At 51.7% G+C, this 22,656-nt stretch carries 20 protein-coding genes and 2 CRISPR repeat arrays; of the genes, 16 read left to right on the forward strand and 4 right to left on the reverse strand.

The annotated features are described in order from the left end of the window. Positions 1-202 precede the first annotated feature (202 nt). The 12 genes from EQG79_RS09170 (at position 203) to EQG79_RS09225 (ending at position 14,504) form a co-directional block, all read left to right on the forward strand. Positions 203-1,069 carry a hypothetical protein gene (locus tag EQG79_RS09170; protein ID WP_206445580.1) on the forward strand — a complete coding sequence of 289 codons (867 nt, stop codon included), beginning with the start codon at positions 203-205 and terminating at the stop codon, positions 1,067-1,069. Further along, complete coding sequence (locus EQG79_RS09175; RefSeq protein WP_129601260.1) at positions 1,066-2,883, forward strand: hypothetical protein; 1,818 nt, start codon at positions 1,066-1,068, stop codon at positions 2,881-2,883. The genes EQG79_RS09170 and EQG79_RS09175 overlap by 4 nt, the downstream gene beginning before the upstream one ends. Positions 2,884-2,910: 27 nt before the next feature. Next, positions 2,911-4,257: a hypothetical protein gene (locus tag EQG79_RS09180; protein WP_129601261.1), complete on the forward strand. Its 1,347-nt coding sequence runs from the start codon at positions 2,911-2,913 to the stop codon at positions 4,255-4,257. Positions 4,258-4,260: 3 nt separating this feature from the next. Further along, a complete protein-coding gene (gene cas10, locus EQG79_RS09185; protein ID WP_129601262.1) occupies positions 4,261-5,907 on the forward strand; it encodes a type III-B CRISPR-associated protein Cas10/Cmr2 in 1,647 nt (548 codons plus the stop codon). 5 nt (positions 5,908-5,912) lie between these two features. Next, on the forward strand, positions 5,913-7,073 hold the full coding sequence (locus EQG79_RS09190; protein WP_129601263.1) for a type III-B CRISPR module-associated Cmr3 family protein: 1,161 nt from the start codon (positions 5,913-5,915) through the stop codon (positions 7,071-7,073). Between the two features lie 2 nt (positions 7,074-7,075). Further along, positions 7,076-7,948, forward strand: a complete 873-nt coding sequence (gene cmr4 / locus EQG79_RS09195; RefSeq protein ID WP_129601264.1) for a type III-B CRISPR module RAMP protein Cmr4 — start codon at positions 7,076-7,078, stop codon at positions 7,946-7,948. A 107-nt stretch (positions 7,949-8,055) separates the two neighbouring features. Continuing rightward, positions 8,056-9,196: a CRISPR direct-repeat array (repeat unit 36 nt; unit sequence GTAGGAGTGAGAGTCTGACGGAGAAGAGATTGCGAC). A gap of 80 nt (positions 9,197-9,276) precedes the next feature. Further along, complete coding sequence (locus tag EQG79_RS09200; protein ID WP_129601265.1) at positions 9,277-9,705, forward strand: type III-B CRISPR module-associated protein Cmr5; 429 nt, start codon at positions 9,277-9,279, stop codon at positions 9,703-9,705. 11 nt (positions 9,706-9,716) lie between these two features. After that, entirely contained in the window at positions 9,717-10,577 is an 861-nt protein-coding gene (cmr6, locus tag EQG79_RS09205) for a type III-B CRISPR module RAMP protein Cmr6 (protein WP_129601266.1), read from the forward strand. A gap of 12 nt (positions 10,578-10,589) precedes the next feature. Next, the gene (locus tag EQG79_RS31455; protein ID WP_129601267.1) at positions 10,590-10,949 is read left to right on the forward strand and encodes a CRISPR-associated endonuclease Cas1; all 360 of its coding nucleotides are present in this window, start codon (positions 10,590-10,592) and stop codon (positions 10,947-10,949) included. Beyond that, a complete protein-coding gene (gene cas1 / locus EQG79_RS09215) occupies positions 10,901-11,581 on the forward strand; it encodes a CRISPR-associated endonuclease Cas1 (RefSeq protein ID WP_129601268.1) in 681 nt (226 codons plus the stop codon). The genes EQG79_RS31455 and cas1 overlap by 49 nt, the downstream gene beginning before the upstream one ends. Positions 11,582-11,583: 2 nt before the next feature. After that, positions 11,584-11,886 carry a CRISPR-associated endonuclease Cas2 gene (gene cas2 / locus EQG79_RS09220; RefSeq protein WP_129601269.1) on the forward strand — a complete coding sequence of 101 codons (303 nt, stop codon included), beginning with the start codon at positions 11,584-11,586 and terminating at the stop codon, positions 11,884-11,886. A gap of 94 nt (positions 11,887-11,980) precedes the next feature. Next, a CRISPR array of direct repeats spans positions 11,981-13,351; the repeat unit is 36 nt; unit sequence GTAGGAGCGTAAGTCTGACGGAGAAGAGATTGCGAC. 91 nt (positions 13,352-13,442) lie between these two features. Further along, positions 13,443-14,504 carry a reverse transcriptase family protein gene (locus EQG79_RS09225; RefSeq protein WP_165358861.1) on the forward strand — a complete coding sequence of 354 codons (1,062 nt, stop codon included), beginning with the start codon at positions 13,443-13,445 and terminating at the stop codon, positions 14,502-14,504. On the opposite strand, the gene EQG79_RS09230 is transcribed toward EQG79_RS09225, so the two are convergent. Both EQG79_RS09230 and EQG79_RS09235 read right to left on the reverse strand, forming a co-directional pair. After that, a complete protein-coding gene (locus tag EQG79_RS09230; protein ID WP_129601271.1) occupies positions 14,461-15,165 on the reverse strand; it encodes a CRISPR-associated endonuclease Cas6 in 705 nt (234 codons plus the stop codon). The two genes, EQG79_RS09225 and EQG79_RS09230, sit on opposite strands and share 44 nt — an antisense overlap. Positions 15,166-15,176: 11 nt before the next feature. Then, the gene (locus tag EQG79_RS09235) at positions 15,177-16,505 is read right to left on the reverse strand and encodes a type IV secretory system conjugative DNA transfer family protein (RefSeq protein WP_129601272.1); all 1,329 of its coding nucleotides are present in this window, start codon (positions 16,503-16,505) and stop codon (positions 15,177-15,179) included. A gap of 499 nt (positions 16,506-17,004) precedes the next feature. Between EQG79_RS09235 and EQG79_RS09240 the strand changes: the two genes are divergently transcribed. Then, the gene (locus tag EQG79_RS09240) at positions 17,005-19,617 is read left to right on the forward strand and encodes a CHAT domain-containing protein (protein WP_165358862.1); all 2,613 of its coding nucleotides are present in this window, start codon (positions 17,005-17,007) and stop codon (positions 19,615-19,617) included. On the opposite strand, the gene EQG79_RS09245 is transcribed toward EQG79_RS09240, so the two are convergent. Continuing rightward, positions 19,591-20,289, reverse strand: a complete 699-nt coding sequence (locus tag EQG79_RS09245; protein WP_129601274.1) for a tetratricopeptide repeat protein — start codon at positions 20,287-20,289, stop codon at positions 19,591-19,593. The genes EQG79_RS09240 and EQG79_RS09245 overlap by 27 nt on opposite strands. Then, the gene (locus tag EQG79_RS09250) at positions 20,286-20,852 is read right to left on the reverse strand and encodes an RNA polymerase sigma factor (RefSeq protein WP_129601275.1); all 567 of its coding nucleotides are present in this window, start codon (positions 20,850-20,852) and stop codon (positions 20,286-20,288) included. The genes EQG79_RS09245 and EQG79_RS09250 overlap by 4 nt, the downstream gene beginning before the upstream one ends. A 159-nt stretch (positions 20,853-21,011) precedes the next feature. Between EQG79_RS09250 and EQG79_RS09255 the strand changes: the two genes are divergently transcribed. From EQG79_RS09255 to EQG79_RS09265, 3 genes are all read left to right on the forward strand, one after another. Next, positions 21,012-21,203, forward strand: coding sequence for a hypothetical protein (locus EQG79_RS09255; RefSeq protein WP_129601276.1), 192 nt, complete (start codon positions 21,012-21,014; stop codon positions 21,201-21,203). Between the two features lie 143 nt (positions 21,204-21,346). Further along, the gene (locus tag EQG79_RS09260; RefSeq protein ID WP_129601277.1) at positions 21,347-22,048 is read left to right on the forward strand and encodes an RNA polymerase sigma factor; all 702 of its coding nucleotides are present in this window, start codon (positions 21,347-21,349) and stop codon (positions 22,046-22,048) included. After that, positions 22,038-22,649 carry a hypothetical protein gene (locus EQG79_RS09265; RefSeq protein WP_129601278.1) on the forward strand — a complete coding sequence of 204 codons (612 nt, stop codon included), beginning with the start codon at positions 22,038-22,040 and terminating at the stop codon, positions 22,647-22,649. Before EQG79_RS09260 ends, EQG79_RS09265 begins: the two co-directional genes overlap by 11 nt. Positions 22,650-22,656 lie beyond the last annotated feature (7 nt).

Here is a 22,656-nt window from a genome sequence, read left to right on the forward strand (position 1 = left end):
CAGATGAGATTTAGTCAAATTCAAGCGGATCGAAGTGCAAGACCGCTGGAGTATGTATGTTGGGATATCAAATACATCTGGGTGCAGGGTGAACGACGGAACTATTATCTGTTAAGCGTAATCGAGGAATTTGGCCGTAGGATCTTGGCTTGGCTGTTCCAAAGCCGCATTCAAAGGAGCTGATTTAAGATCCTCTGGTTATTTGCAGCTAGTTCAAGGACCCTCTCAACATAGATGGCTGAGTATCGCTGATGGTTCTTCCTGCAAGGTAAAAATCGTGGCTGCGGGTATTAAAATTCGTGAGGATATTATTCTTTGGCGTATGAATTACTACTTCTTGCTGGGTGGTCACGATCTGGAGATGCTGACCATCCGGGCACTTTTAGAAGAACAACGTATCCCGTTTTCTGATCGTGGTCTACCCTGGGGGGCATCCTGGACCGATTATCAGGATGTTATTGAGCTTATAGAACAGGAAGGTCAACTAGTGGTAGGCGTTGAGTTGGGGGGCGCCAAACCGTCAAAGGCATTGCTGATTGATCACCACAACGAAAAAGCTCATTTGCCCTCCTCGCTGGAGCAGGTAGCTACCTTATTAGGCGTACCGCTATCCCGGTATCAGCAGTTGGTTTCAGCCAACGATAAGGGGTATATACCAGCGATGCGGGCGATAGGTGCTACACAGGCGGAGATCGACCATATCCGGCGGCTGGACCGACAAGCACAGGGTGTTACCGAAGCGATGGAAGAGCAGGCAGAAGCCGATATCCGTTTAGTAAATACAAAAAATAACCTGCCTATTGTTTATACGAATCTACCTAAATTTTCACCCATTGTCGATCGCTTACAGGAGCCTCGTCTCCTGATTTATAATGCCGGTGAGTTGACCTATTTCGGGGAACACGCTGCGGAACTGGCCACTGCGTTCGCTGATGACGTAGCGGCTGGCCGGGCCTACTACGGTGGTGGGCCAAATGGGTTCTTTGGCATAGGAAAAGGGCATTACAATAGAAAAGCGATTGAGCAACTTGTTGATCGTATCTGCACCTACTTGTTAACCAGAACATGACCCAGACAACTAGTCCTGGCCTGCCAACTCATCCCTACAGCCATCATATTTTCCTATTTCCCTTCCGCTGGGATTACAAAACTCGTTCCAAAGCCGGTGGTCCCCTGAAGAACACACTCTTTGAACAGCGGACTTATTTGGGAGATATAGAAAAGCTGTTTGCCACCCACAACCTCTACACGGAGGGCGAACTCCCTTTCGATCCCCATCTATACTGGAAACGCTTCAATTTTAACATGAATCGGGGTAGGGACTATAATGAATTTACCTACTTCAACGAACCCGTCCGGGATGTTATCTATGATCCAAAGATACCGGAGGGAGAACCCTATGATCAAATACTACTCCAGTATGATTATCAGTTTGTCAAAGCATCATACGCGATCACAGTAGCTAACAAGACCGATGCCGACAATCCGTCGAAGACATACACGCTGTCGGTGACGGACATTGTGCTCAACTTTTATCAGTCCGGGGTAGGGATCATCTCGTTTCATGGAGACAACTTCGATCATGCCGGCCTGAATGATATTCTCCGCATCAATGAGAGTGGCCGACGCATATATCCGCCTTTTCTGGGCGATCATGGGTCGGCCGGTGAAGTACCAACTCAGCCACCCCAAACCAACAACCTGGCTACATCCATTGCCCTAACGCTTGATAACGCTACCCTGACCGAAGATTTTGCTTTCTATAATACAGGCTGGCAGTCGGTCAATAATAACCCGGAACGGCTTCCCCGCTTTATTCATGCGTTGCTTGGAGGGCGTTTTACCACCACCGAAGCCGACACGGATCAGTTGACAGAATATGTACTGGTCAAGCCCATCATCGACGACCGGATGTTTACCCTCTGCTGGTATTCTAATCCGGATTGGGTTGGTCAATTGACCAAGAATCAGGCACCACTTGACACTGATATACCGGTTTATGCCTACGAAAGGGATGCGGACTGGTTGAGCTACGTGTTTGTCGACCCGGAACGGGGTGGGAGTCTGGCTAACAAGCGCTTGCTGACCCAGTTGAATCGGCACCACACCTATGACCGATGGGTAGAGTACGGTACGCTCTTCGGGATAACCCGCTACTCGTTTGTGGCACTGACCGGATCGGATTTCGGGGCAAAATACGTACTGCCACACATCCAGACTATGTATTTCCAGATGGTGATGCTCGTACTGATCCAGCGGGCCTCGCTGCTGCGCTTTGCTCAGGAAGCTACCGACCTGGCCTCTCTTTCTCCTGATTCGAATAGTCGACTGGACCGTAACGTAGAGGGGCTGTATGAGAAGTATCTGACGTTCATCAACAAGATGTATTTCCGGGATGTAACGGCGCAGGAGCAGGGGATTGAGTTATATGACCGGCTGGCCGAGGCTATTGAACTGGATAAAGAGGTTGACATCACCCGCCGGAACATCGACGAGCTCAACAAATATGTGGCTTTAAAATCGGAGAGCGGGACCAAACGGCGGCTTAGCCTGCTGACATTACTGGTATCTACCTTCTCTATACCCTCGTTTCTGCTAACGTATTACGGAATGGATTTTATCAAGCAGGGGTGGGATAACAATGATAGTAGTGTTGAGCGATACCTGGAGATACATAAGAGTGTGCCAATTCTGGTGGTATTTTTCCTGCTTATCCTGAACGCTGTCTTTTTCTGGAAAGACTTTCGGGCCATCGGGACTTATACCGACAGCCGCTCCGGCAGTGCGAACAGGAGGTGGAGGCTACGAGTACCCCAACTGCTTATCTCGCTCATCATTATTATACTCCTAGTGGCTCTGCTATGGCCATTACTGATACATTGATCAGTACCTAAATCCGTCTCAAACCTCATGAAAAACGACGAATTCCACGCCACCTTTACCCTGCGGCAGCATACGCCCATGATTCACTTTCAGGCCGACCAGCCGGGAGCTTTGTTACGTGCGAGTGAATTGAAACCAGCGTTTGATAATTATCTGTGGCGAAATGTTTTCAAAATTGGCGCAAATACTGAACGAAACAAGATTATTTTCGAAGAAAACAAGGCGTACTTAGCTGGCTACTCCCAAAATCGTGACAAGGATGTATGGCAAGAGTTTGAGCAACAGAATTGGGCCTTAGATTACCGCGTCAGAATCGACTACGATTTGGACAAAGTGAAGCCTACTTCAATCCCGCCTAAGTTTCCCTGCTTTTTCGGCGATATGGGAGACCAACAGCCATCAATCACTCGAAAATTCACACAGATTGATGGAGATTTCACTGTTACGTTTGCTTGTTTTCATAGTGAATTGGTGGAGGTGATCCGACGGTACTTTGCTGACTTTTTGCGTACCAAAAACTTTGGTCTTCGTCAATCAAAAGGATTTGGTTGCTTTACAGCTCAAATCTCGAACAGGTCTGTTGTGCCATTGCAAGCACATAACGCTTACTTTTTTCGAGTAGATGGACTCAGAACGAATGATCTATTTAAACATATAGAGTTGTTCTGGCGAGTACTTCGTGCTGGATATAACAGGCCGGATGGGCAGGGACGCACTGTCATTTATGTGAAGTGTCCCCTTTTTTTCTACCTCCGAGACCAGTGGCACATTGATGTAGCCGCCACTAAAGCTCCGGAAGAATTCAAAGCACGTATGATTGGGAAATCAGTTCAGTGGGACAAACGATCTATCAAACAGGCCTATTTTTCAACAGAGTTGGCCCGGCAGCAAAGTAAACCTTCTCATCTTGACATTCTGGAGGGCTATTCAACGCAATCAGATAACGATCGCTATTTCTTATTCCGCGACCTGCTGGGCCTGTCCTCAGAATCACAATGGAAGAGTTACAGTGCAACCATAAAAAAGGTACACCGACCGCAAAAAGGGCAGGAAACAATTGATCGGTTTAAGTCTCCTGTAACGTTCAAACCTATTCAGAATGGCAATGGATATGACGTTTACGTTTGTATCAGGCCAATTCCGCCAGAGTTTGGTAATCAGGCTTTCTCTATTCAACGAGGCAAGGAAAATCGATTAACACTTGAAACACCTCCCCCCGGCTCGTTTAAGATCACAGATTACTTTGAATACGTGCGCAAGGAAATAGCAGACAAGATTGTAGATGCAGACAGACAAGTCGTCACGCTAAATGACGAGAGAGATCCGGACTGGCTAAAAATCGTAGCTATTTTCGAATCATTTCGTAAAATCTGATCTATGCCTAACTACTATCTTGCCTTTACCATTGGGCCGATTTATCGAACCATGGACGGCGCGCGGTTTACCCGCGAGTTGTGGGCGTCGAGTTATCTATTTTCGTACCTGGTCAAAGAGGTCACCCGACGAATCCAGCAAAAGATTCCGGCGGGTACGTTCATTGTGCCCGCCATTGTAGATGGCCTGGACGATCTCTACAAACCCGCTGCCGAACGGAAAAAGAACGCGCAGGGGGCGGGCTTGTTCCCGGATCGGTTCATTCTGCAAATACCCGAGCCAGGACAGCTGTCCACGCTGGAGAAAATCATTGACGATACCCTGATAGACCTAACGGAGCAGATGCGGTTAACCGCCAGCATTAACGGAAACGTCCTGACTTTCCTTAGGAACTACTTACAGCTGTACGCTCTCGAAATACCGGTGGAGCCGGACCAGAACGTTATTCAGGCTATTATGCCTTATCTGGATACGCTGGAGCTTCAGCGCAGCATTAACTCAACCGACCAGTCGTTTCTGCGAGACCTCTTCGACCGGGTGACGAAATCGTTTCTGACTGATGATGCGTTTGGCAGTAACCACAGTTTCGAGACCATCCTGGAAGTAGCGGCCAGAGACTTTTCGGACACCAACGAATACAAAGCGATTGGAGCCAAACGTTCCGGCCGTAAATCGACCAATTCTGGCCCTGTTTCTTTTTCCGAAGCGATCAAACCCGTATCCGAGGACTCAGAAGAAATTGGCGAAACCGACCCGGTTGCGGAAGAAAACAAACTCATTGCCTATCTGTCAACACATAATGCCGCCACGGCTACCCCCGTCCCTACACGGATCTTCCGGCCCGCCCACAAATACATTGCGGTGGTGCAGGCCGATGGCGATAATGTGGGAAAAGTAATTGCTAAACTGAAGCCGGACGATTATCAGAAATTCTCGAAAAGCCTGAGCGACTTCGCCATTAATGCCGCTGAAGAAATTGCCAGGTATGGTGGCATGAATATCTACGCCGGGGGCGACGATCTGCTTTTCTTCGCGCCTGTCCTGCGGCAGAATGAAACCATCTTCGATTTGCTGATTCGGTTAGATAAGTTGTTCACAACTGCCTTTTCGGCTAAGCAATTTCCGGTTGGGGAAGGTAACCACAGTCCGACGCTTTCCTTTGGGGTGTCGATTACCTACTACAAATTTCCCCTCTTTGAAGCCCGGCAGGCCGCTGCCAGGCAGCTAGTCGGGGTAGCTAAGCAGACGGATGGAAAAAATACGATTGGCCTACGTATTCAAAAGCACAGTGGACAGCCGCTGGAAGGTGCGTTCCGGATTAACAGCGACTCGTTTCAACACCTGATCGGGTTGCTCAATACCGCCAAAACCGATGCCGACCGGACATTGACCTCCGTCATGCACAAAATCCGGGAGAATGAATTTTTGCTCAAACAGATTGGCTCAGATAAAGCGGCTCTGCAAGCCTTTTTCGATAATAGTTTCAACGAGGAAATCCATCAGGATGACGCCAAAGCATTTCTGGATATAGTGGTGCTGCTCCTAAACGATTGCTTCACCGATTATCCGGACAAGCCCGATACGGCGATACGATCAGCCTACGCGCTGTTGCGAACCCACGGTTTTCTGACCTCCACCGAACTCAACTGATCCGCATGGCTATCCATCCCTACCTGTTTCGACTTAAACCCGTAGACACATTCTTCTTTGGCGGTGAACGCTCGTTTGGCTATGACGGCGCAAACGCCCAGGCCGGTGTCAACGCCAATTACTTTGTGAAGTCGAACTACTACCCGCAACAAACAACCTTGCTGGGTGTACTGCGTTACAAACTGCTGGAAGCAAAAGGCTGGTTAGCCACTGGCGGTCGGCCCGTGCCTGATAAAAGCAATGAATGGATTGGTAGGCATAGTTTTAAAAATAATGACCGTGAGGATAAATCCTATGGCCATATCCACGGGTTGTCACCGCTGTTCTGGCTGCACCAGGACACCTCTTATTTGATGGCCCCTTTCGACTGGGGCATTAGCTGGCAATGGCAGACTAGGGGCGGGAGTACGTTTCTGGGGCAGGCAATTCAGTCAAACCTGCCGAAAGCCGTAAAGGGCTATGATCCCAAGAAGGGTATTGCCCGGCAGTTGATAAACCGGCATGGTAACACCTGCCTACTCGATAGCGTGTATGTGCCACAGACACAGGAGGGAATTTTGAAACTCGACAAACGCACCGAAGACGAGCAGGGCTTTTACAAACAGACCTATTACCGATTTGCTACCCCCGACTGGTCGTTTGCCTTCGTCGCTTATCTGGCCGACGAAGCCGCTGACACCCTGACACCCCACCTGCTCACCAACGGCTGGGCCACCGTGGGGGGCGAAGGTCGACCATTTCGACTGACAATGGAACCCGTGCTAAACGTCGCTGACTTGCTGGCCCTACCTGCCCAACCCGATACGGGTGGTCCCGCCCGCCTGACGCTCCTGAGCGATGCCCTGGTGACCAATGAGGTGTATGAGCACTGCGACTTTGCCGTGTCGGAAACCGTAGATTTCAGGGCAATTGAAACCAGTAATATGGTAACAAACTATGCCGATTTAAACCGCGACAGAAAGCCTAATGACGCCATGCCACAGCGGGGACAGCACAGACAACTGCTGCTCGAACGGGGCTCGGTGCTGTATGTGAAAGATGGACAAACCACGGCACTGCGCCAGCTTCTCGACAAACCCCGACACTTCCGACGCATTGGCTACAATGCCTATACCCTGATGAATCAAGTGCCCGACCCAACTTTGTTCACGCCAACCCCAGCCTAACCATGCCTGCTTCAACCTGCGACTGGTACCTGATTACCTGCCTGACCCACCTCCACGCCGGACGGGGCGACACCAACTATGATATTGTGGACAAGGAAGTCCAGCGCGACCCGATCAACGAGTTGCCCGTAATTCACGCATCGAGCCTGAAGGGAGCCTTGCGGGAGTGGTTTCGCCAGGAACTACCTGGCGAAACCGACAAGAAAGACTCTGATGTGGTCAACACTATATTCGGGAACGACACCAAACGCGGCAACAGCACCCAACTGGGTCAGGGAACCCACCAGTTTTTTGAAGGCCGGCTGCTGGCCCTGCCCGTACGGTGCAGCCACCTGCCGTTTATGCTGGCCACCTCCAAAACCCTGCTGATTGATTGCCTGACGCAATTAACCGAGTTTGGCCTTGCCTACGAACCGGCACAAAGTATCATAGACGCCCTGAACGCCCGTCCCGAGCCTGTAGAAGGTCACCCGCTGGCGCTGACCACCCGGTCATTTACGGAGCAGGATGAATTGATGCTGGACGACTACACCGCCCGGACCGGTGCCCCCATTCCTGCCCTGAACACGCTGCTGGGCTTTACGTCGGGCGACATAGCCCTGTTTCACGATACTGACCTGAAAGAACTGGCTGGTCGGCTACCGGTAATTGCCCGTAACAACCTGGAAAACGGGCGGAGTGTGAACCTGTGGTATGAAGAAATTGTGCCCCGCCAAACGCGCTTTACCTTCTTAGTGCGCCACCCCCATAACCAAAATACGTTCTACGATACACTGCATACAGCAGGAAGACCCGTGCAAATTGGGGCTAACGCTACCATTGGATACGGACAATGCACGATGACAAGACTACCGACTAATACACTTGTATCGTGAGCCTGTCTTTATAAGCCAATTTAACTCAAATGCATAAAAACGGCTTTCAGAACCAGCAAAAAAAGAGGATAATAACCCTGAATATCAGATAATTAAAGAAAAATGCGGTAGGAGTGAGAGTCTGACGGAGAAGAGATTGCGACTTTATCCTGGGAGATTTTGCCCAATGCACGAGTGGTAGGAGTGAGAGTCTGACGGAGAAGAGATTGCGACAGGTTTGTTACAACCTTTAATTCTACACTGTGAGTAGGAGTGAGAGTCTGACGGAGAAGAGATTGCGACCCACCGACACGGCCCGTAGCCGCATCTGCCCATTCCTGTAGGAGCGTAAGGCTGACGGAGAAGAGATTGCGACACTACCACCTTCAAATTGACAGTTGTTTATGCCGATGAGTAGGAGTGTAAGTCTGACGGAGAAGAGATTACGACTTAATTTTAACAACATTGTTAGATTGTGCAAAAAGTGTAGGAGCGTAAGTCTGACGGAGAAGAGATTGCGACAACAGCATCTGGGATGCTAGATCGCCTGAGAGAAAAGTAGGAGTGAGAGTCTGACGGAGAAGAGATTGCGACATAAAACTCTCATAGCTTACTGTATCTGCTAATTGCATTTGTGGGAGTGAGAGTCTGACGGAGAAGAGATTGCGACATCAGTCCTATAAACGTCAGCTGGAATATCCAGTTGCGTAGGAGTGAGAGTCTGACGGAGAAGAGATTGCGACTCTGACGCATTTCTGCATCATTACCGCCTAAGAAAAGTAGGAGTGAGAGTCTGACGGAGAAGAGATTGCGACATCAGGCAATTAACCTTGCAAATGGGGCGTAAGCTGTAGGAGTGAGAGTCTGACGGAGAAGAGATTGCGACTTAATCCACTCCACGTCCTCTTTTTTTAGCTCCGAAAGTAGGAGTGAGAGTCTGACGGAGAAGAGATTGCGACACTACCACGGTACCCAGATTGCTTCTTAACCCAGGAGTGTAGGAGTGAGAGTCTGACGGAGAAGAGATTGCGACTTGCCATTGGCGCTTTTTAGTGCTATGGAATCGGCCGTAGGAGCGCAAGTCTGACGGAGAAGAGATTGCGACATGGCGACATCCTCGCTACTTGGGAAACAGCCGTTTTTCCGGGGAAAAATCGGTAGGAGCGCAAGTCTGACGGAGAAGAGATTGCGACATTGTTGTTTGCTGCGGTTACAGCGACTTTGATCGTCGTTGTAGGAGTGTAAGTCTGACGGAGAAGGGATTGCGACTCCGTGCTGCTTTACGATATGATACCGATCGCGTAGAAATAGGAGTCTGACGGAGAAGAGATCAGTTAAATTGACCACGTATGAACCCAATTGAAAAACACTTAGCCGAAGCAAGGAGGCTCATTCAGGAAAGAACGGGACTGCTGACGCAGACCGGTAAAATTCCGGCCGTGTATCGGGGGTATGTATCCTCGTTCGGGGTCGATGTGCGGCAGTCGGGCGTGTTGCCGACGCTGTTGCTTTATAAAGCCACCGATGCCAATACCCATGAGAAAGAGGCACGGCCGCTGGTGGTTGAATTAATAGGTAAGCTGCTGGATCAGCCCAGTCCGCAGGCGTTCGTGAACCACGCCTTTGCCTGCAACGATACCCCCGCCCGCCGAAATAAACTTCGGCGCGAAGTCATGAACGCGGCCGTTGCGCTTAAACTGGCTATGCGCACCTTTCCGTTTGATGACGGCAGAATAGATGCCGCCCCAACCAATGCCGAACTCACCTCTCCAGCCTGACCACTCCCGCCATGCCTATTTATCCAAATCTGCACTGGAAATACTACGTCGATTATTTCCGGGAGCCCCAACCCGGCGCCAATCCGTTTCCCGAGCTTCACGTCCACAACAACGCATTTTACGAGGCCCGCGCCACCCAGTACCGCTCGGCTTTTGCGGCCTTGCAGCTGCCCGGCTCTACCGCCTTTTGTCTGCATACTACCTACCCGGGCTTGCTGGCAGGTAGCGGCTACCGGCACGAAACGGGCAGTGAAAACGAATTGAAACTCGGTTTCTCGTTCGATTTTACCACCGGCCTCCCCATCCTGCCGGGTTCGTCGGTGAAAGGGTTATTGCGGAGTGCGTTTCCCGGCGATCCTAAAACGAATCCCTTGCACAACCGGGCCGATGGCTTCATCCGGTACCTGCTCAAATCACCCGCCGTGAACGCTGGTGATGACTTTCCCGATTTATTTGTGCAGCAGTTGGAACGCGAATTGTTTGATGGCCAGATGCCCAAGTCCGCTGGTAGTGACACCTATGTTGAGTTGCCAATGAACCAGCGAGACACGTTCTGCGACGGGCTGATTGGGTATAACGGAAATCCCGACGTTCCCGAAACAGACCGGGTATATGGCGGGCCATGGCTGAAAAACGATTTCATTACGCCCCACCGAAACCGTAAAAATCCCCGGATGAGCCCGTTTACGAACCCGATACCGATCCAGTTTCTGAAAGTGATGCCGAAGGTGCCCGTTACGTTTCAGTTTATGCTGCCCGACCGCCCCGGCCAACTACTGACCCCTGAGCAACGGCAGACGCTATACCGGGCTATTATCGAAGAACTGGGCGTGGGAGCCAAAACCCGCGTCGGCTATGGTCAACTGGTGTAAGCCCGATATCTCATGCAACTGCTGCTTGATACCCGTGGGCTGGTGATGAAACTGCGGAACCGCTGTTTTCTGATCCGGCACGAGCAGACGGAGCGGCTCATTTCGCCCCGGAAAATAAGCAGCATTGCCGTGACCCAGGGTTGTATGCTGAGTGCGGGAGCTATCCGGCTGGCGGCCCAGCACCAGATTCCGATTTATTTTTTTGACCAGACCGGCGATGTGCAGGCCAGCCTGCAAAGCCCGCGCTTTGGCACCATTGCCACCCTGCGCAGAAAACAGGTTTATTTTTCCATAGCCCAGTGGCTACCCTGGCAGTTCTGGAAATGTTTGCGCTTAAAGCGGGGCAGCAGGTTGAGGTGTTGCGGCACCTAACTAACCGACGTTCAGCCGCAGCCGAAGCGGCTGAACAGGCTATCCGGCAGTTAACCGCCCCTGAACCGTTGCTGCCTACTGACCAGCTCACCTTGCCCCTGGCCCGGGTGCGCTCCACTCTGCTGGGTAAAGAAGGAAGCCAGGCCCGGGCCTACTGGCAGGCGGTGGCCGCGGCTTTGCCCGAAGCGATGGGTTTTGAACAGCGCACCCGCCGACCGGCTACCGATTCTTTTAATGCGGCTCTGAATTACCTGTACGGTATGCTCTATACGCTGGTAGAAAACGCGCTCCTGGCCGCCGGACTCGACCCCTATCTGGGTCTGTTTCATGTGGATGAACACACCGCCCCTACGCTGGCGTTTGATCTGATTGAACCCTTCCGGCCCTGGGCCGACCGGATGCTGATTGACCTCTGTCTGGACGGGCTGTGGCAGGCTGATTTTACCGATACCAAACCCGAGGGCGGGGTATACCTGAACCGGGCGGGTAAACGCTTCCTGATTCCGCGCTGGAACGAATACCTGACCGGGCGCGAACCATTTCATACTTACCAGGTGTCCCGCACGGGCAGTATTTACCGCTATGCCAGTGCATTACGCCAGAAAATAGACCTATTTCCTTTACCTGCCTGACCATGTTATATTTAGCCAGTTATGACATTGAAAACGATAAGCTGCGGCTGAAAGTAGCCAACAGCCTGTTAGCCGCCGGTCTGGAAAGGCTTCAACGGTCAGTATTTGTGGGCACCCTCGACGACGGCGGTCAACAGCGGCTGTTGACCGAGATAAACCGATACCTGCTCGATGCCGATCCGGCCGGTACTCAATTCATGCTCATGCCGCTGGCCGAAGCCTACGCCCGCAAAACGGACTGGCTGGGCCACGGGCCGCCCGACTGGACGTATCATTGTCATCAGGCGTTGACACTCATTATATAACTTAGTTTTAAACCAAATGCATAAAATCGGCATTCAGGACCAGCAAAAAAAGAGGATAATACTTATGAATACCAGTATATTACAAAAAAATGCGGTAGGAGCGTAAGTCTGACGGAGAAGAGATTGCGACCAGACAATCCATACGTAAGCAAAGACAGTCTTTTCCCACGTAGGAGCGTAAGTCTGACGGAGAAGAGATTGCGACTTGAGAATAAAGCCTTCTGGCGCGAAGAAGTCATGTAGGAGCGTAAGTCTGACGGAGAAGAGATTGCGACCTGTCCGTCAAAAGCCGCCAACAGTGCCTTTGCAAGTAGGAGCGTAAGTCTGACGGAGAAGAGATTGCGACATTTTGAAGGAAAGCTTTTCTAAGGTTAGCTCCACCTGTAGGAGAGTAAGTCTGACGGAGAAGAGATTGCGACAAAAGGTAATGCCCTTTCCACGGAATCTTGTTATACCAAGTAGGAGAGTAAGTCTGACGGAGAAGAGATTGCGACTATACCAACTTTTTAGGTTTGGTGATGAAGTTGGTACGGTAGGAGAGTAAGTCTGACGGAGAAGAGATTGCGACATTTTTTGATGCCACAGCTCCATGATGTACCGGTGTACATTCAGCAGAGTAGGAGAGTAAGTCTGACGGAGAAGAGATTGCGACATTTCAGCAAATTCTTTTTCAGCTGTTGTTGCTTGTAGGAGAGTAAGTCTGACGGAGAAGAGATTGCGACACTGTCTGTTTTGCTTCTTCTAATAAATCTTCGGATTTGTAGGAGAGTAAGTCTGACGGAGAAGAGATTGCGACATAAGAGAATGTGGCCATGACATTCATTGAACTGTAGGAGCGTAAGTCTGACGGAGAAGAGATTGCGACTCATTGCCGTTCTTTGTAGCGAGTAACCCCGTGAGGTAGGAGAGTAAGGCTGACGGAGAAGAGATTGCGACATGGCCTACCAGCTTCTTATTTCGTCAAGGATCTCGTCGGGGATGTAGGAGAGTAAGGCTGACGGAGAAGAGATTGCGACAGATTGCATTGGTGAAATCGATTTCCTTTTCCATGATAAGTAGGAGAGTAAGTCTGACGGAGAAGAGATTGCGACATAAGAGAATGTGGCCATGACATTCATTGAACTGTAGGAGCGTAAGTCTGACGGAGAAGAGATTGCGACTCATTGCCGTTCTTTGTAGCGAGTAACCCCGTGAGGTAGGAGAGTAAGGCTGACGGAGAAGAGATTGCGACATGGCCTACCAGCTTCTTATTTCGTCAAGGATCTCGTCGGGGATGTAGGAGAGTAAGGCTGACGGAGAAGAGATTGCGACAGATTGCATTGGTGAAATCGATTTCCTTTTCCATGATAAGTAGGAGAGTAAGGCTGACGGAGAAGAGATTGCGACAACTGATCGAAATGCGTGCTTTCCAGCTTGATGACAACATAGTGTAGGAGCGTAAGTCTGACGGAGAAGAGATTGCGGCCCCCACAGCCATCCGTAAGGCAGCAATGCCAGGGTATAGGTACGAGTCTGACGGAGAAGAGATCAGTATAGCAAGAGGCCACACCATTGACATGAAATACACTCGCAAACGGGTTAACTGGCTGGCCCGGCAGTTCGGCCAGTTGACAGACCCCGCCAGTCTGAGCCAGCTCCTGGGCGTTCAGCTACATCTGCTGCAACTGCTGGCCCTTCAGCCACGCTACAACACCTTTCGGGTACCGAAGAAAAACGGCACGTTCCGACTCATCGAAGACCCGGAGCCTCACCTGAAGCAGGTCCAGAAACGGCTCAACACCTACCTGCAATGTGTGTATTATCTGCGCCGGACCCCGGCGACATACGGCTTCCAGATCAGTGTGGACGGCGATAACGACCCGCGCAATATCCTGACTAACGCTCGTCGGCACGTGGGTAACCCCTGGATGCTCAACGCCGATTTCCTGGACTTTTTCCACCAGGTCAACTATGACTGGGTGTACCGGCTCTTTACCCGGGAGGTGTTCACGTTTGAGCCAGACCTGGCTGAGTTGCTGGCCAAACTCACTACCTACGGCGGTCGGCTCGCCATGGGGGCTCCTACCTCGCCGGTCTTGTCTAACCTGGCCACCATGCCGGTTGATGATGCCCTGACAGAGCTGGCCCGTTCGTACGACTGGACCTATACCCGTTTTGCCGACGACCTTACGGTTTCCGCCCAGGCCTGTATTGCTCCTGCTCAGGTGCAGGAGTTTCTGAACACCATAGCTCCCTTCGGACTGGCGTTCAACGAGGCCAAGTTTGCCGTTCGCTCCCCAGCCATGCCCAAAACAGTAACCGGGCTGGTCGTGACCGCGCAGGATGTACAATTACCTGCTTCCTTTGTGACGGATACCCTAACCGAGATAGAAAAACTGGGGCATCTGCTGGAGATTCACTACCGCAGCGGCCGGCCGGTGACGCGCTGGCTGGAGCAGTATCAGCAGCAGGTGGAGGGGCAACTGGCGTTTGCCGAATTTATCCTCGACGATGCCGACAGTCAACTGCACAGCCTGCGGGCCGCCTTTGTACGCATTCAGCAAACGCCCGACTTGGGCGAGCCGGTCAGCTGGATCAACGCGGCTTATCTTGAACCAGCCAGCCATACCCTTTACTGACGCCCTTGCCCAGCGCCATATGATCGGGCAGGGGCAGGTTTGTGGTGAACTGAAGCTGAAACGACCGGAGCCGCGTTTGGCCAGTCTGGCTCCTGATCGTGCGCAGGCCTGTTTCCTGCACCTCCTCCACGCTTACCTGCAGCGCCCCTGTCGGCAGTCGGCACCCCATGTCGCCACAGAATTTCAGCACCTGCGCGGTGAGTATCCGCTGCAGCATGGCCCGCTGCTGGGCCTCATCGGTCAGGTCATCATATACCGACTCCAGATCGAGCAGGGAGCCATCGCGGTTACGGATGGTGTTAAGGCCCAGCCAGTGATGGAGCGTATAGGCCAGGGGGCGTTCGGTTAGTTCGAGCCGGGTGCGTTGCTCAGCGCGTTCTATGTCCCAGAACGCTTCGGGCAGGTTATCCAGGTGCGTATTCAGAAACTGGCTCAGGGCATCGAATCCGTCCTGTATACCAAACAGAGCGGCCCTGCCCCGGTGCATCCGGTACTGAATACGCGGGTAGCGGTAGATTACCCCGTTCGGTTCTTCGGTATGGTTGTGAAACAGCGGATTCTGCCAGTCGATCTGGTGGTTAAGAAAGCCCCGAAACCGGCCAATTTCGTGCGCCCGCAGCCGCACATTGGGAAAGACGACAAACAAACTTTTGAGCAGCATACAGGCGGGCCTTATAGGGTAGGAGCGCTGGGCTTGGGTGGCTGTTTATAGAACGGGTTGGGATCAAAGAGGCCCTGGTACAGCGGGTCGGTCAGGTAGTCCAGCTTGCGGGCAATAATGGGGGTGCCATCCAGCATAAGCAGTTGCTGTTCTTTTGTCAATTGCCGAATCTGGGCCGACGATACCCCGGTGACCTCTTCAATTTTTCGGGCAATCTGGTGATTTTTGCACCCGAAAAACTGCAGGGCGCCACAATTGTTCATCAGCGTCTGCCAGTCGTACGGGTAGTTGGATTCGAGCTGCTGGAAATCCTGCCAGACCGTCCAGCATTTAAGCCCGTAGCCCCGGCAGAGGGTAATGATACTGTAGAGATAAGCAAAGTGGCCCAGTTGCCCGGCTTCATCCAATAAAAACAGCGTTTGCAGCTCGGGAATATGCTGGCGGCTGGTAATGGTCTTGAGCAGCACCCCAAACCAAACTTTGATCAGAGCCCGATGCGAGGTTAGTTTGTCGGGCGGTACAATGATGTAGATCGACATGGGCTTGCCATCGCGGAAGTCGTTGAGCGAAAACGTGGACGTATTCGTCGCCCTGATCACATCCTCACTTAAATACGCCGACAGATAAGCGTGGGCCGTGGCAATAACGCTGGGGCGGGTGTTCTGGTCGGGCATAGCCAGAATAGCGGCAATCTGGTGATAGCTGGCCTTTGGAATTTTCTTGCCTACTGTATCCAGAATCGTAGCCAGATTAAAAACGACACCATCGCCAAACAGCATATCTCGTACCGTCTCCAGATTCCGTTCCTCAGGCGACTTAACCGAAGCCACATACCCCAGGATACCCGCCAGCAGCATGCCGGCCGTCAAATCCCAGAACGGTTCCTTAGAGCCCCGGTTCCCCTGCGAAAACAACTCGGCCATTAACTGCGCTTCGGTCTCGATATCGATACCCGGCAGATCAAACACATCCATAACGTTAAACGAGTCGGTGGCATCGCTACTGACTCCGAAAGGATTTAGTCGGATCACTTGCTGCCCCATTTCGCGCCTGGCGCGGGCGGTCACTTCGTAGTTCTCGCCTTTAGGGTCGAGCACCACAACCGAGCCGGGGTAGGTGAGCAGCGTAGGAATCACCACGCTGCGGCCTTTACCGGTACCGGTAGGGGCAACGGTCATCAGGTGGGCTGTTCCGTCGTAGACAATATCGTTGGGGGGAATTTGCACAGTCGGTGCCTGATAGCTACTCGACCGGAAGCCCGTAATCTCGTGCTTTTTGGCAGCCTGCAAAGAGTCGTCGGTCCGGTACCCGATTTGAACGGCGGCAGAGTCAAGAGGCATATGTAAAATGGTGTAGATAATTCCCTATAGATATACCTGCAAAATAATACACGCATTTGTATAAATTACTAACCCGCTTCCGGTAAGTCCACAGAGGGAGCGGGCCTTCGTTGCTATCCGGACGTCTTGATTGGCTTCTGGCACAGGATGTTAAAGTAAGTCGTGTCTTTACCGGTAAGGCTCTGTCAGGTTGAGTTTGTTCGCTAAATCGGCACCCTGGAACTGCTTCGCTGGCCGGAAATAGGAGTTCTTAGCCGTTTTACTACTCATGGTAAGAAATAATGTTGCCCCACACCTCTTTGCTTTTTTCCTCATACTGTTAATAGGCCATGCCTTGTCATTGCCAGGGTATGGTCGTCAGCCCAGGATGGCTAAAAATCCGCAATCTGTTGAGGACATATTTCAGGAAAAGCAACATGCCTATAGTAGTGCTCTTCGGGCCGGGCATCGAGCTGAAGCATTGAAGTTGGCCAGGCAGCTGAGTGAGTTATTGTGCATAATGAGCAATAACCAGTATAAAGTGGGGAAATACGGACAAAGTGCTTCGATGGCTAAAAGCGGATTGCATTGGCTGGCCCAGGCAGAAGCCGACATGGATACGCTCCACTTTCAACTCCTCTCGCTAACGGCTGCTTCGTACGGCCGGGTGCCGCAGGCCGATTCTGCCGCCTATTGGTATAGTAAGACGAGCGGATATTTATCTGTACATCCCCGGCTTCGACGGATAATAACCGATGACGTCTGCGGATATTATATGGGGCAGGCTTATTTTCTAAGCAGAACTGGCGACCTGCAACAGGCTTTCAATTACTTACAGATTGCCGGCGAATTGGCTCGCAAAACGGGCAACCGCAGACTGGTAGCCATTATTGATAACTACATCGGTAACTATTTTTTTCAGATACGACAGTATGACCAGGCTGCTGTTTACTATCAGCGCGCGCTGCGTGGCTATAAGCCTGGTACGGTTGATCAGTGCTGGGGCTATGTCATTCTGGGAAATAACGACCGGGCTGCCCAACACCTGGCTGCGGGATTGGCAAACCTGCGCCGAGGGCAGATGATGTATAGCAAACTGATTGCTAAACAGCCGCAGCAGCGTAATGTAGATTTTGAGATTCAGGCCAGTTACTACATGGCCGAATGCCTGAGGGCTTCAAAGCAGGTAGATACGGCCGCCCGCGCCTATCGAATCTGTTTAGCTCTGCACCAGCAGCACTATGGCCCCCGGGGTGAGTTTATGGCGTACAGCTGGCTTGGTCTTTCCCACATTGCCCGGGTGAAGTCAAACCCTTGGCAGGCATTGGATTTTGCGCGCCGGGGCTCCCGGGCATCCTGCTACCGACTCGACGCACAGGCCTCTTCGGCAGACTACATAGGAACGGTAGTCAACGAGAAAACCCTTTATGAATCACTGCGACTCGAAGGTGATATATGGTGGGATGAGTGGATACACCAACGGAAGCGACCTGCTTTGGCAAAGGCGGTACAGCGTTACGATCTGGCTCTGACGGTTGCCGCCCGGCTGCGTAGGAACCTGATGCCAGAAGAATCCAAGTTTTTTTTGAGTACAAACGTAGCCCCTTGTATAGAGCGGGCCCTTGCAGGCAGCTTTGACCTGTTTCAGCAAACCGGGATGGAAACGGACAAAAACCGGTTATTTACGTTGATGGAGCGTCACCGGACAATGGCTTTATCGGATAGGCTGCACGAAAAGTACAGAATGGCCAGGGCTGTACCCTACCTGGTGATTCAGCGCGAACAATCCCTGCGGCAGCAAAAACTAGATTTGGAAAAAGCCGCAGCTGACACGCCCCCAGAGGCTTTGCCCGATAGTATCCGAAAACAGCTCAATTATATTAGAGTAGAGTCGCATGCGTTCTTGGACAGCCTGGAACAGGCTTTTCCTGGTTATTATGCGCTTAAGTACGAAACCCGTCCTGTTTCTGTTGAATATGTTCAGCAGCAGCTGCCTGAACAGGCCGGCTACTTAGGGTATTTTGTTAGTGACCAGTTTGTAATCGGCTTTCTGATTACCAAAACAGGTAGCCATGTGTTCCGGAGACAACTACCCCGTCATTTTTCGGAAACAGTCACCCATTTGTGGCAATCGGTTCGGCGAGATCCCGGGATGTTCATCTATACGGGACAAAACTCAGCGACTGCGCTCCATCGTACGCTAATTCATCCCATTGAGAATCAACTGCGCTCCATCGAGCGTCTTATTACCGCCCGCGATGGGCTGTTACATTATATTCCATTTGACCTGCTTACCCCGTCGGTTTCTTCAACCAGTTACCTCGGCGAGCAGATTGCCATCAGCTATGCCTATTCAGCAGAGCTGACGTTTGCCCGACTAGATAGCCTGCCGACCATCCCACCCCGTATCACTGGTTATGCGCCCTATTACCAAAGCATACAAACGTCCGATACCTTATTACCGTTACGGGAATCGCTGGCCGAAGTACGGGCCTGGGGCGGACGGATATTGGCTGGCCCAGAAGCCACTAAAGATACGTTTATTAGGGCGGTTAAGCAGAGCGACGTCATCGTGCTTGCTACCCACGCCCAGGCCGATGGGCAAAAGTCGGAACGTTCCTACGTAGCTTTTTACCCGAACGGGACCGACTATCGACTTCGGGCCGTAGAAATCGCTACTCTCTCTCTGGAGCAGTTAAAACTGGTCGTGCTGAGTGCCTGCCACGGCAATGCAGGGGTAATTCAGCAGAGCGAAGGACTGCTCAGCTTAGCCCGTGCCTTTCGGATGGCGGGCTGTCGGACCATACTGACAACTTCCTGGTCGGCATCGGACGAAAGCACCGCGGCTCTGAATACGCTCTTCCTGCAGCACCTACTCCGCGGATTGCCTACCGACCTGGCCCTTCAAAAGGCGCGTTCCGACTTTCGGACAGATAAACGTTTTCGACGATGGAATCATCCGTATCACTGGGCTAACTTCACCTTGATCGGCACTCCCGTAACGCTCTATCCTGCGTCGGGCGAACAGACCCCCGTCAAATGGATAGGTGGTCTGTGCTTACTCTGCCTGACCGGTGCCGGATTTTTTTTCTGGCGGCAGCTGCATTTATCCAAACAGGCGCAGGCGCTGTAAGTGCCACCAGATTTTCCATTGTTCTAGTTGTCCGACCTCATACTCACCGTGAGGATCAAGTTGCTTGTAAAGCGCTTCGGCTTTAGGTAGTTCTTTTGTCCTAAGGTAACATACGATCAGGTGCCACTGAGCCACTTCCCGAAAATAAGGTCTGATCTCCTGAAAGCTCAGCACCTCTTCAAAGCGCTGGGCGGCCAGCTGCGCCTGCCCCTGCACCAGATAAGCCTGCCCCTCGTAGAACCGATCGATAGCCTGCTGTTGCCGAATCGATAACTGATCTGCAGTATCCATACGGTAGCGCCCCCGCCATTCGCGCAGCACACCCGGATCGTTTTCCTGCCCAGACAACACGATAGGGGCGTATGATAAATAGAGTATGAAAGCCAGACAGGCAGCTGCCAGGCAACCCGCCCCTATAACCGTACGGCTCAGCCTCTGCCAGCGCTGACGTCGGCGCTGGCGTATGCGGTATAAGGTCTGGCGGGCATGCGTCTGTATCCGAACCTCGTCCACCAATTGAACGCCAAACCGTAAGTCTTCGGCTTCCTGCGCTACTCGTTTGTCATCCCGAATCAACTGCTCAAAAAGCGTTTTTTCGGTTGGGGTGAGCTGGCCAGACCAGTACCGCTCGATCCAGTCCCATTCGTCAAGTTGTCCTGTTGGCTTCTTCATGAGTGCTTGGTTCGTAACGCATCCAGTTTTTTTAGACAATTGTATTTGTGGGCTTTGGCATTATCGGCCGTACCCAGTGACAGCATCTGAGCAATTTCCTGCATGGAGAACCCTTCAACAAAGGCCTCCAGCAACGCCCGGCATTTTGTGCCTAACCGGCTTATCAGTTCCTGAAACAGTTCCTGATGCTCGTCGCTTGTCGACTCATCCTGAGGTAGGTTCACTATCCATTCGTCTGCCAGGCTTACGGTGTTACCAAGCCAGGGTTTTGCTTTTCGCACTTGGTTTAACCAATTGTATTTGGCCAGCGTACACACATACGTAGCAAGTTTGACCGACGCCTGAAGCTGAAACCGGCCGGCCCGCACATTGGTAAATAAACCGTACAGGGCGCTGCTAAGCATCTCTTCTCCGTCCTCGCGTGAACCGCCCTGTCGCTCTATTAATCGAATAACTACAGACTCAAGCGCTTCATAAAGGTATATCAGCGCCTGATCGTGCTGCCGTAAATCATTTGACAGCAGCAGGTCAACTACTTCTTCATCTGTAAACCGCCTTTTCATAGATAGAACACATTTATCTCTTCATCTACACTTACCGGGGAAAAGTAAAAAATAGCAAAAAAAAATAGGAGATATATCGCCCGTCTCAGACAAGATAAGCAGAGTCGGTTGAAGGCGCCAGTACCCACTCTTAATCATTCATTTTATATCCCTACTAACATGATTAAGAACCTGTTAACCACGGCTTCGGGCCGTTGGTGCCGGGCTGGCTTTGCCCTGTCAATCCTGTTTCTGTCGGCTGCCTGCCAGCACGAAGTAGCTATCAAGCCCGACAAATCGGTGGTAGCTGATTCTACGATGAGTATGAGTGACCCACCGGTACAGCCCGGTGGACCGGGTGGCGGTAAATGATCCTGACGGCGTACAGCGAGGTCAAACTTTCCATTTCCAGATTGGCAGTTGTAGCTGTCAATCTGGTTTTTTATTCTAATTTATGAGATACTTGGTGTCTTCCGGAAAATAGGGAGTAGAAACAACTGTAAATGGCTGAATACATGGATTTCTTTCTCCGAAAAGATTGGCGTGATCCCTACCGGCGTTTGGCCGACAGCGACCTGCTGGAGCGCATTCGCGCTGGTTGTGGGCAGGCGCCAGATTATCTTATGGAAACCTATCTCCCCCCCTTGCTGTCGTTTGCCCGCAAAGAGATGTATGGCAAGCCCCAGGCGTTAGGCGAGCCGGGCGATTACGCACACGATGCTCTTCTGTTACTCTGGACACGCGCCAAAACGGAGGGAGCCGCTGTGCTGAAGCACGATGCAACGACCATTCTGGGCTGGTTAAAGCAGACTGTACGGTACAGACTGAACAATGCCGAACGGAAAGAGCAGAAGCATTGGCGGGATGCCATACAAACCAGCCCTGACGATGAGCCGACCGAGTCAATACTGACGCAGATCGCTGATCCTAGTGCCTGTTTGACTGACAAACCCGAAAAAGAAGTGTTTGACATAGTAGAGGAAGTCCTGGACATCTATCCTAAAAAAGAGCCCCCTCTCGACACGCTCGTTCGAAAGAGGTGGATGGAATGGCTAAGCTGGAAAGAAACGGCGGCTGTCATGGCTCATCTTTATCCCACCCATGCCCCCGCCTTTGAACCCATTTACGTGGAACGATCATACTGGGGGCGCAACCACAGAGTACCCTTTAACAACCTGCTTCGTAACGTTCTCAAACGATATGGCTATGACTCCTGAAGAAAAAGAATCCTTACTTGATCGCTATGTAACTGGCTATCCCATGAGTACAGATGAGGAAATGGTTGTTCAACAACTGCTTCGTACCGACCGATCGTTTCGGGAAGAATATAGCCTGAGGCAGACCTTGCTTGAAGCAGGCATTCAACAACGCCGGGCGGCCTGGGCATCTCGGCAGCGTAATCGAGTAGTCACTGACCGACAAACCGCTTTTCCGATGAGCTGGGTTGCGGCTGCTTCGGTACTTTTGCTACTTGGTATAGGGCTAATCTGGCGGCCATGGCAACCTGGTAGTGGTGACCCTACCAACGGTGATGCAACTTTGTACAGATTGGGCAACAACCAGCTTGGTCTCGCTGGCAACGATACGTTGGCAGTCGGTACCATTCACTGGGAGATTATCCAGGCTCCTGAAAATAGCTACGATTTCAGTCAGCTTGATACGCTCCGCATTTTTGCTGTCGATCCTGATCAGTGGAAGAAGTACCCGTTACGACTGACGAGTCTGTCAGAGATACGCTACCAGCTTGAGGTGGGCAATCGTACCTATATGCTTGAGCAGGGTCGCTCAATCCGACTACCGCTGACCCCTGTTCGGTAAATCTGCT

Source organism: Spirosoma sordidisoli (genome assembly GCF_004138325.1).
GTDB classification, from domain to species: domain Bacteria; phylum Bacteroidota; class Bacteroidia; order Cytophagales; family Spirosomataceae; genus Spirosoma; species Spirosoma sordidisoli.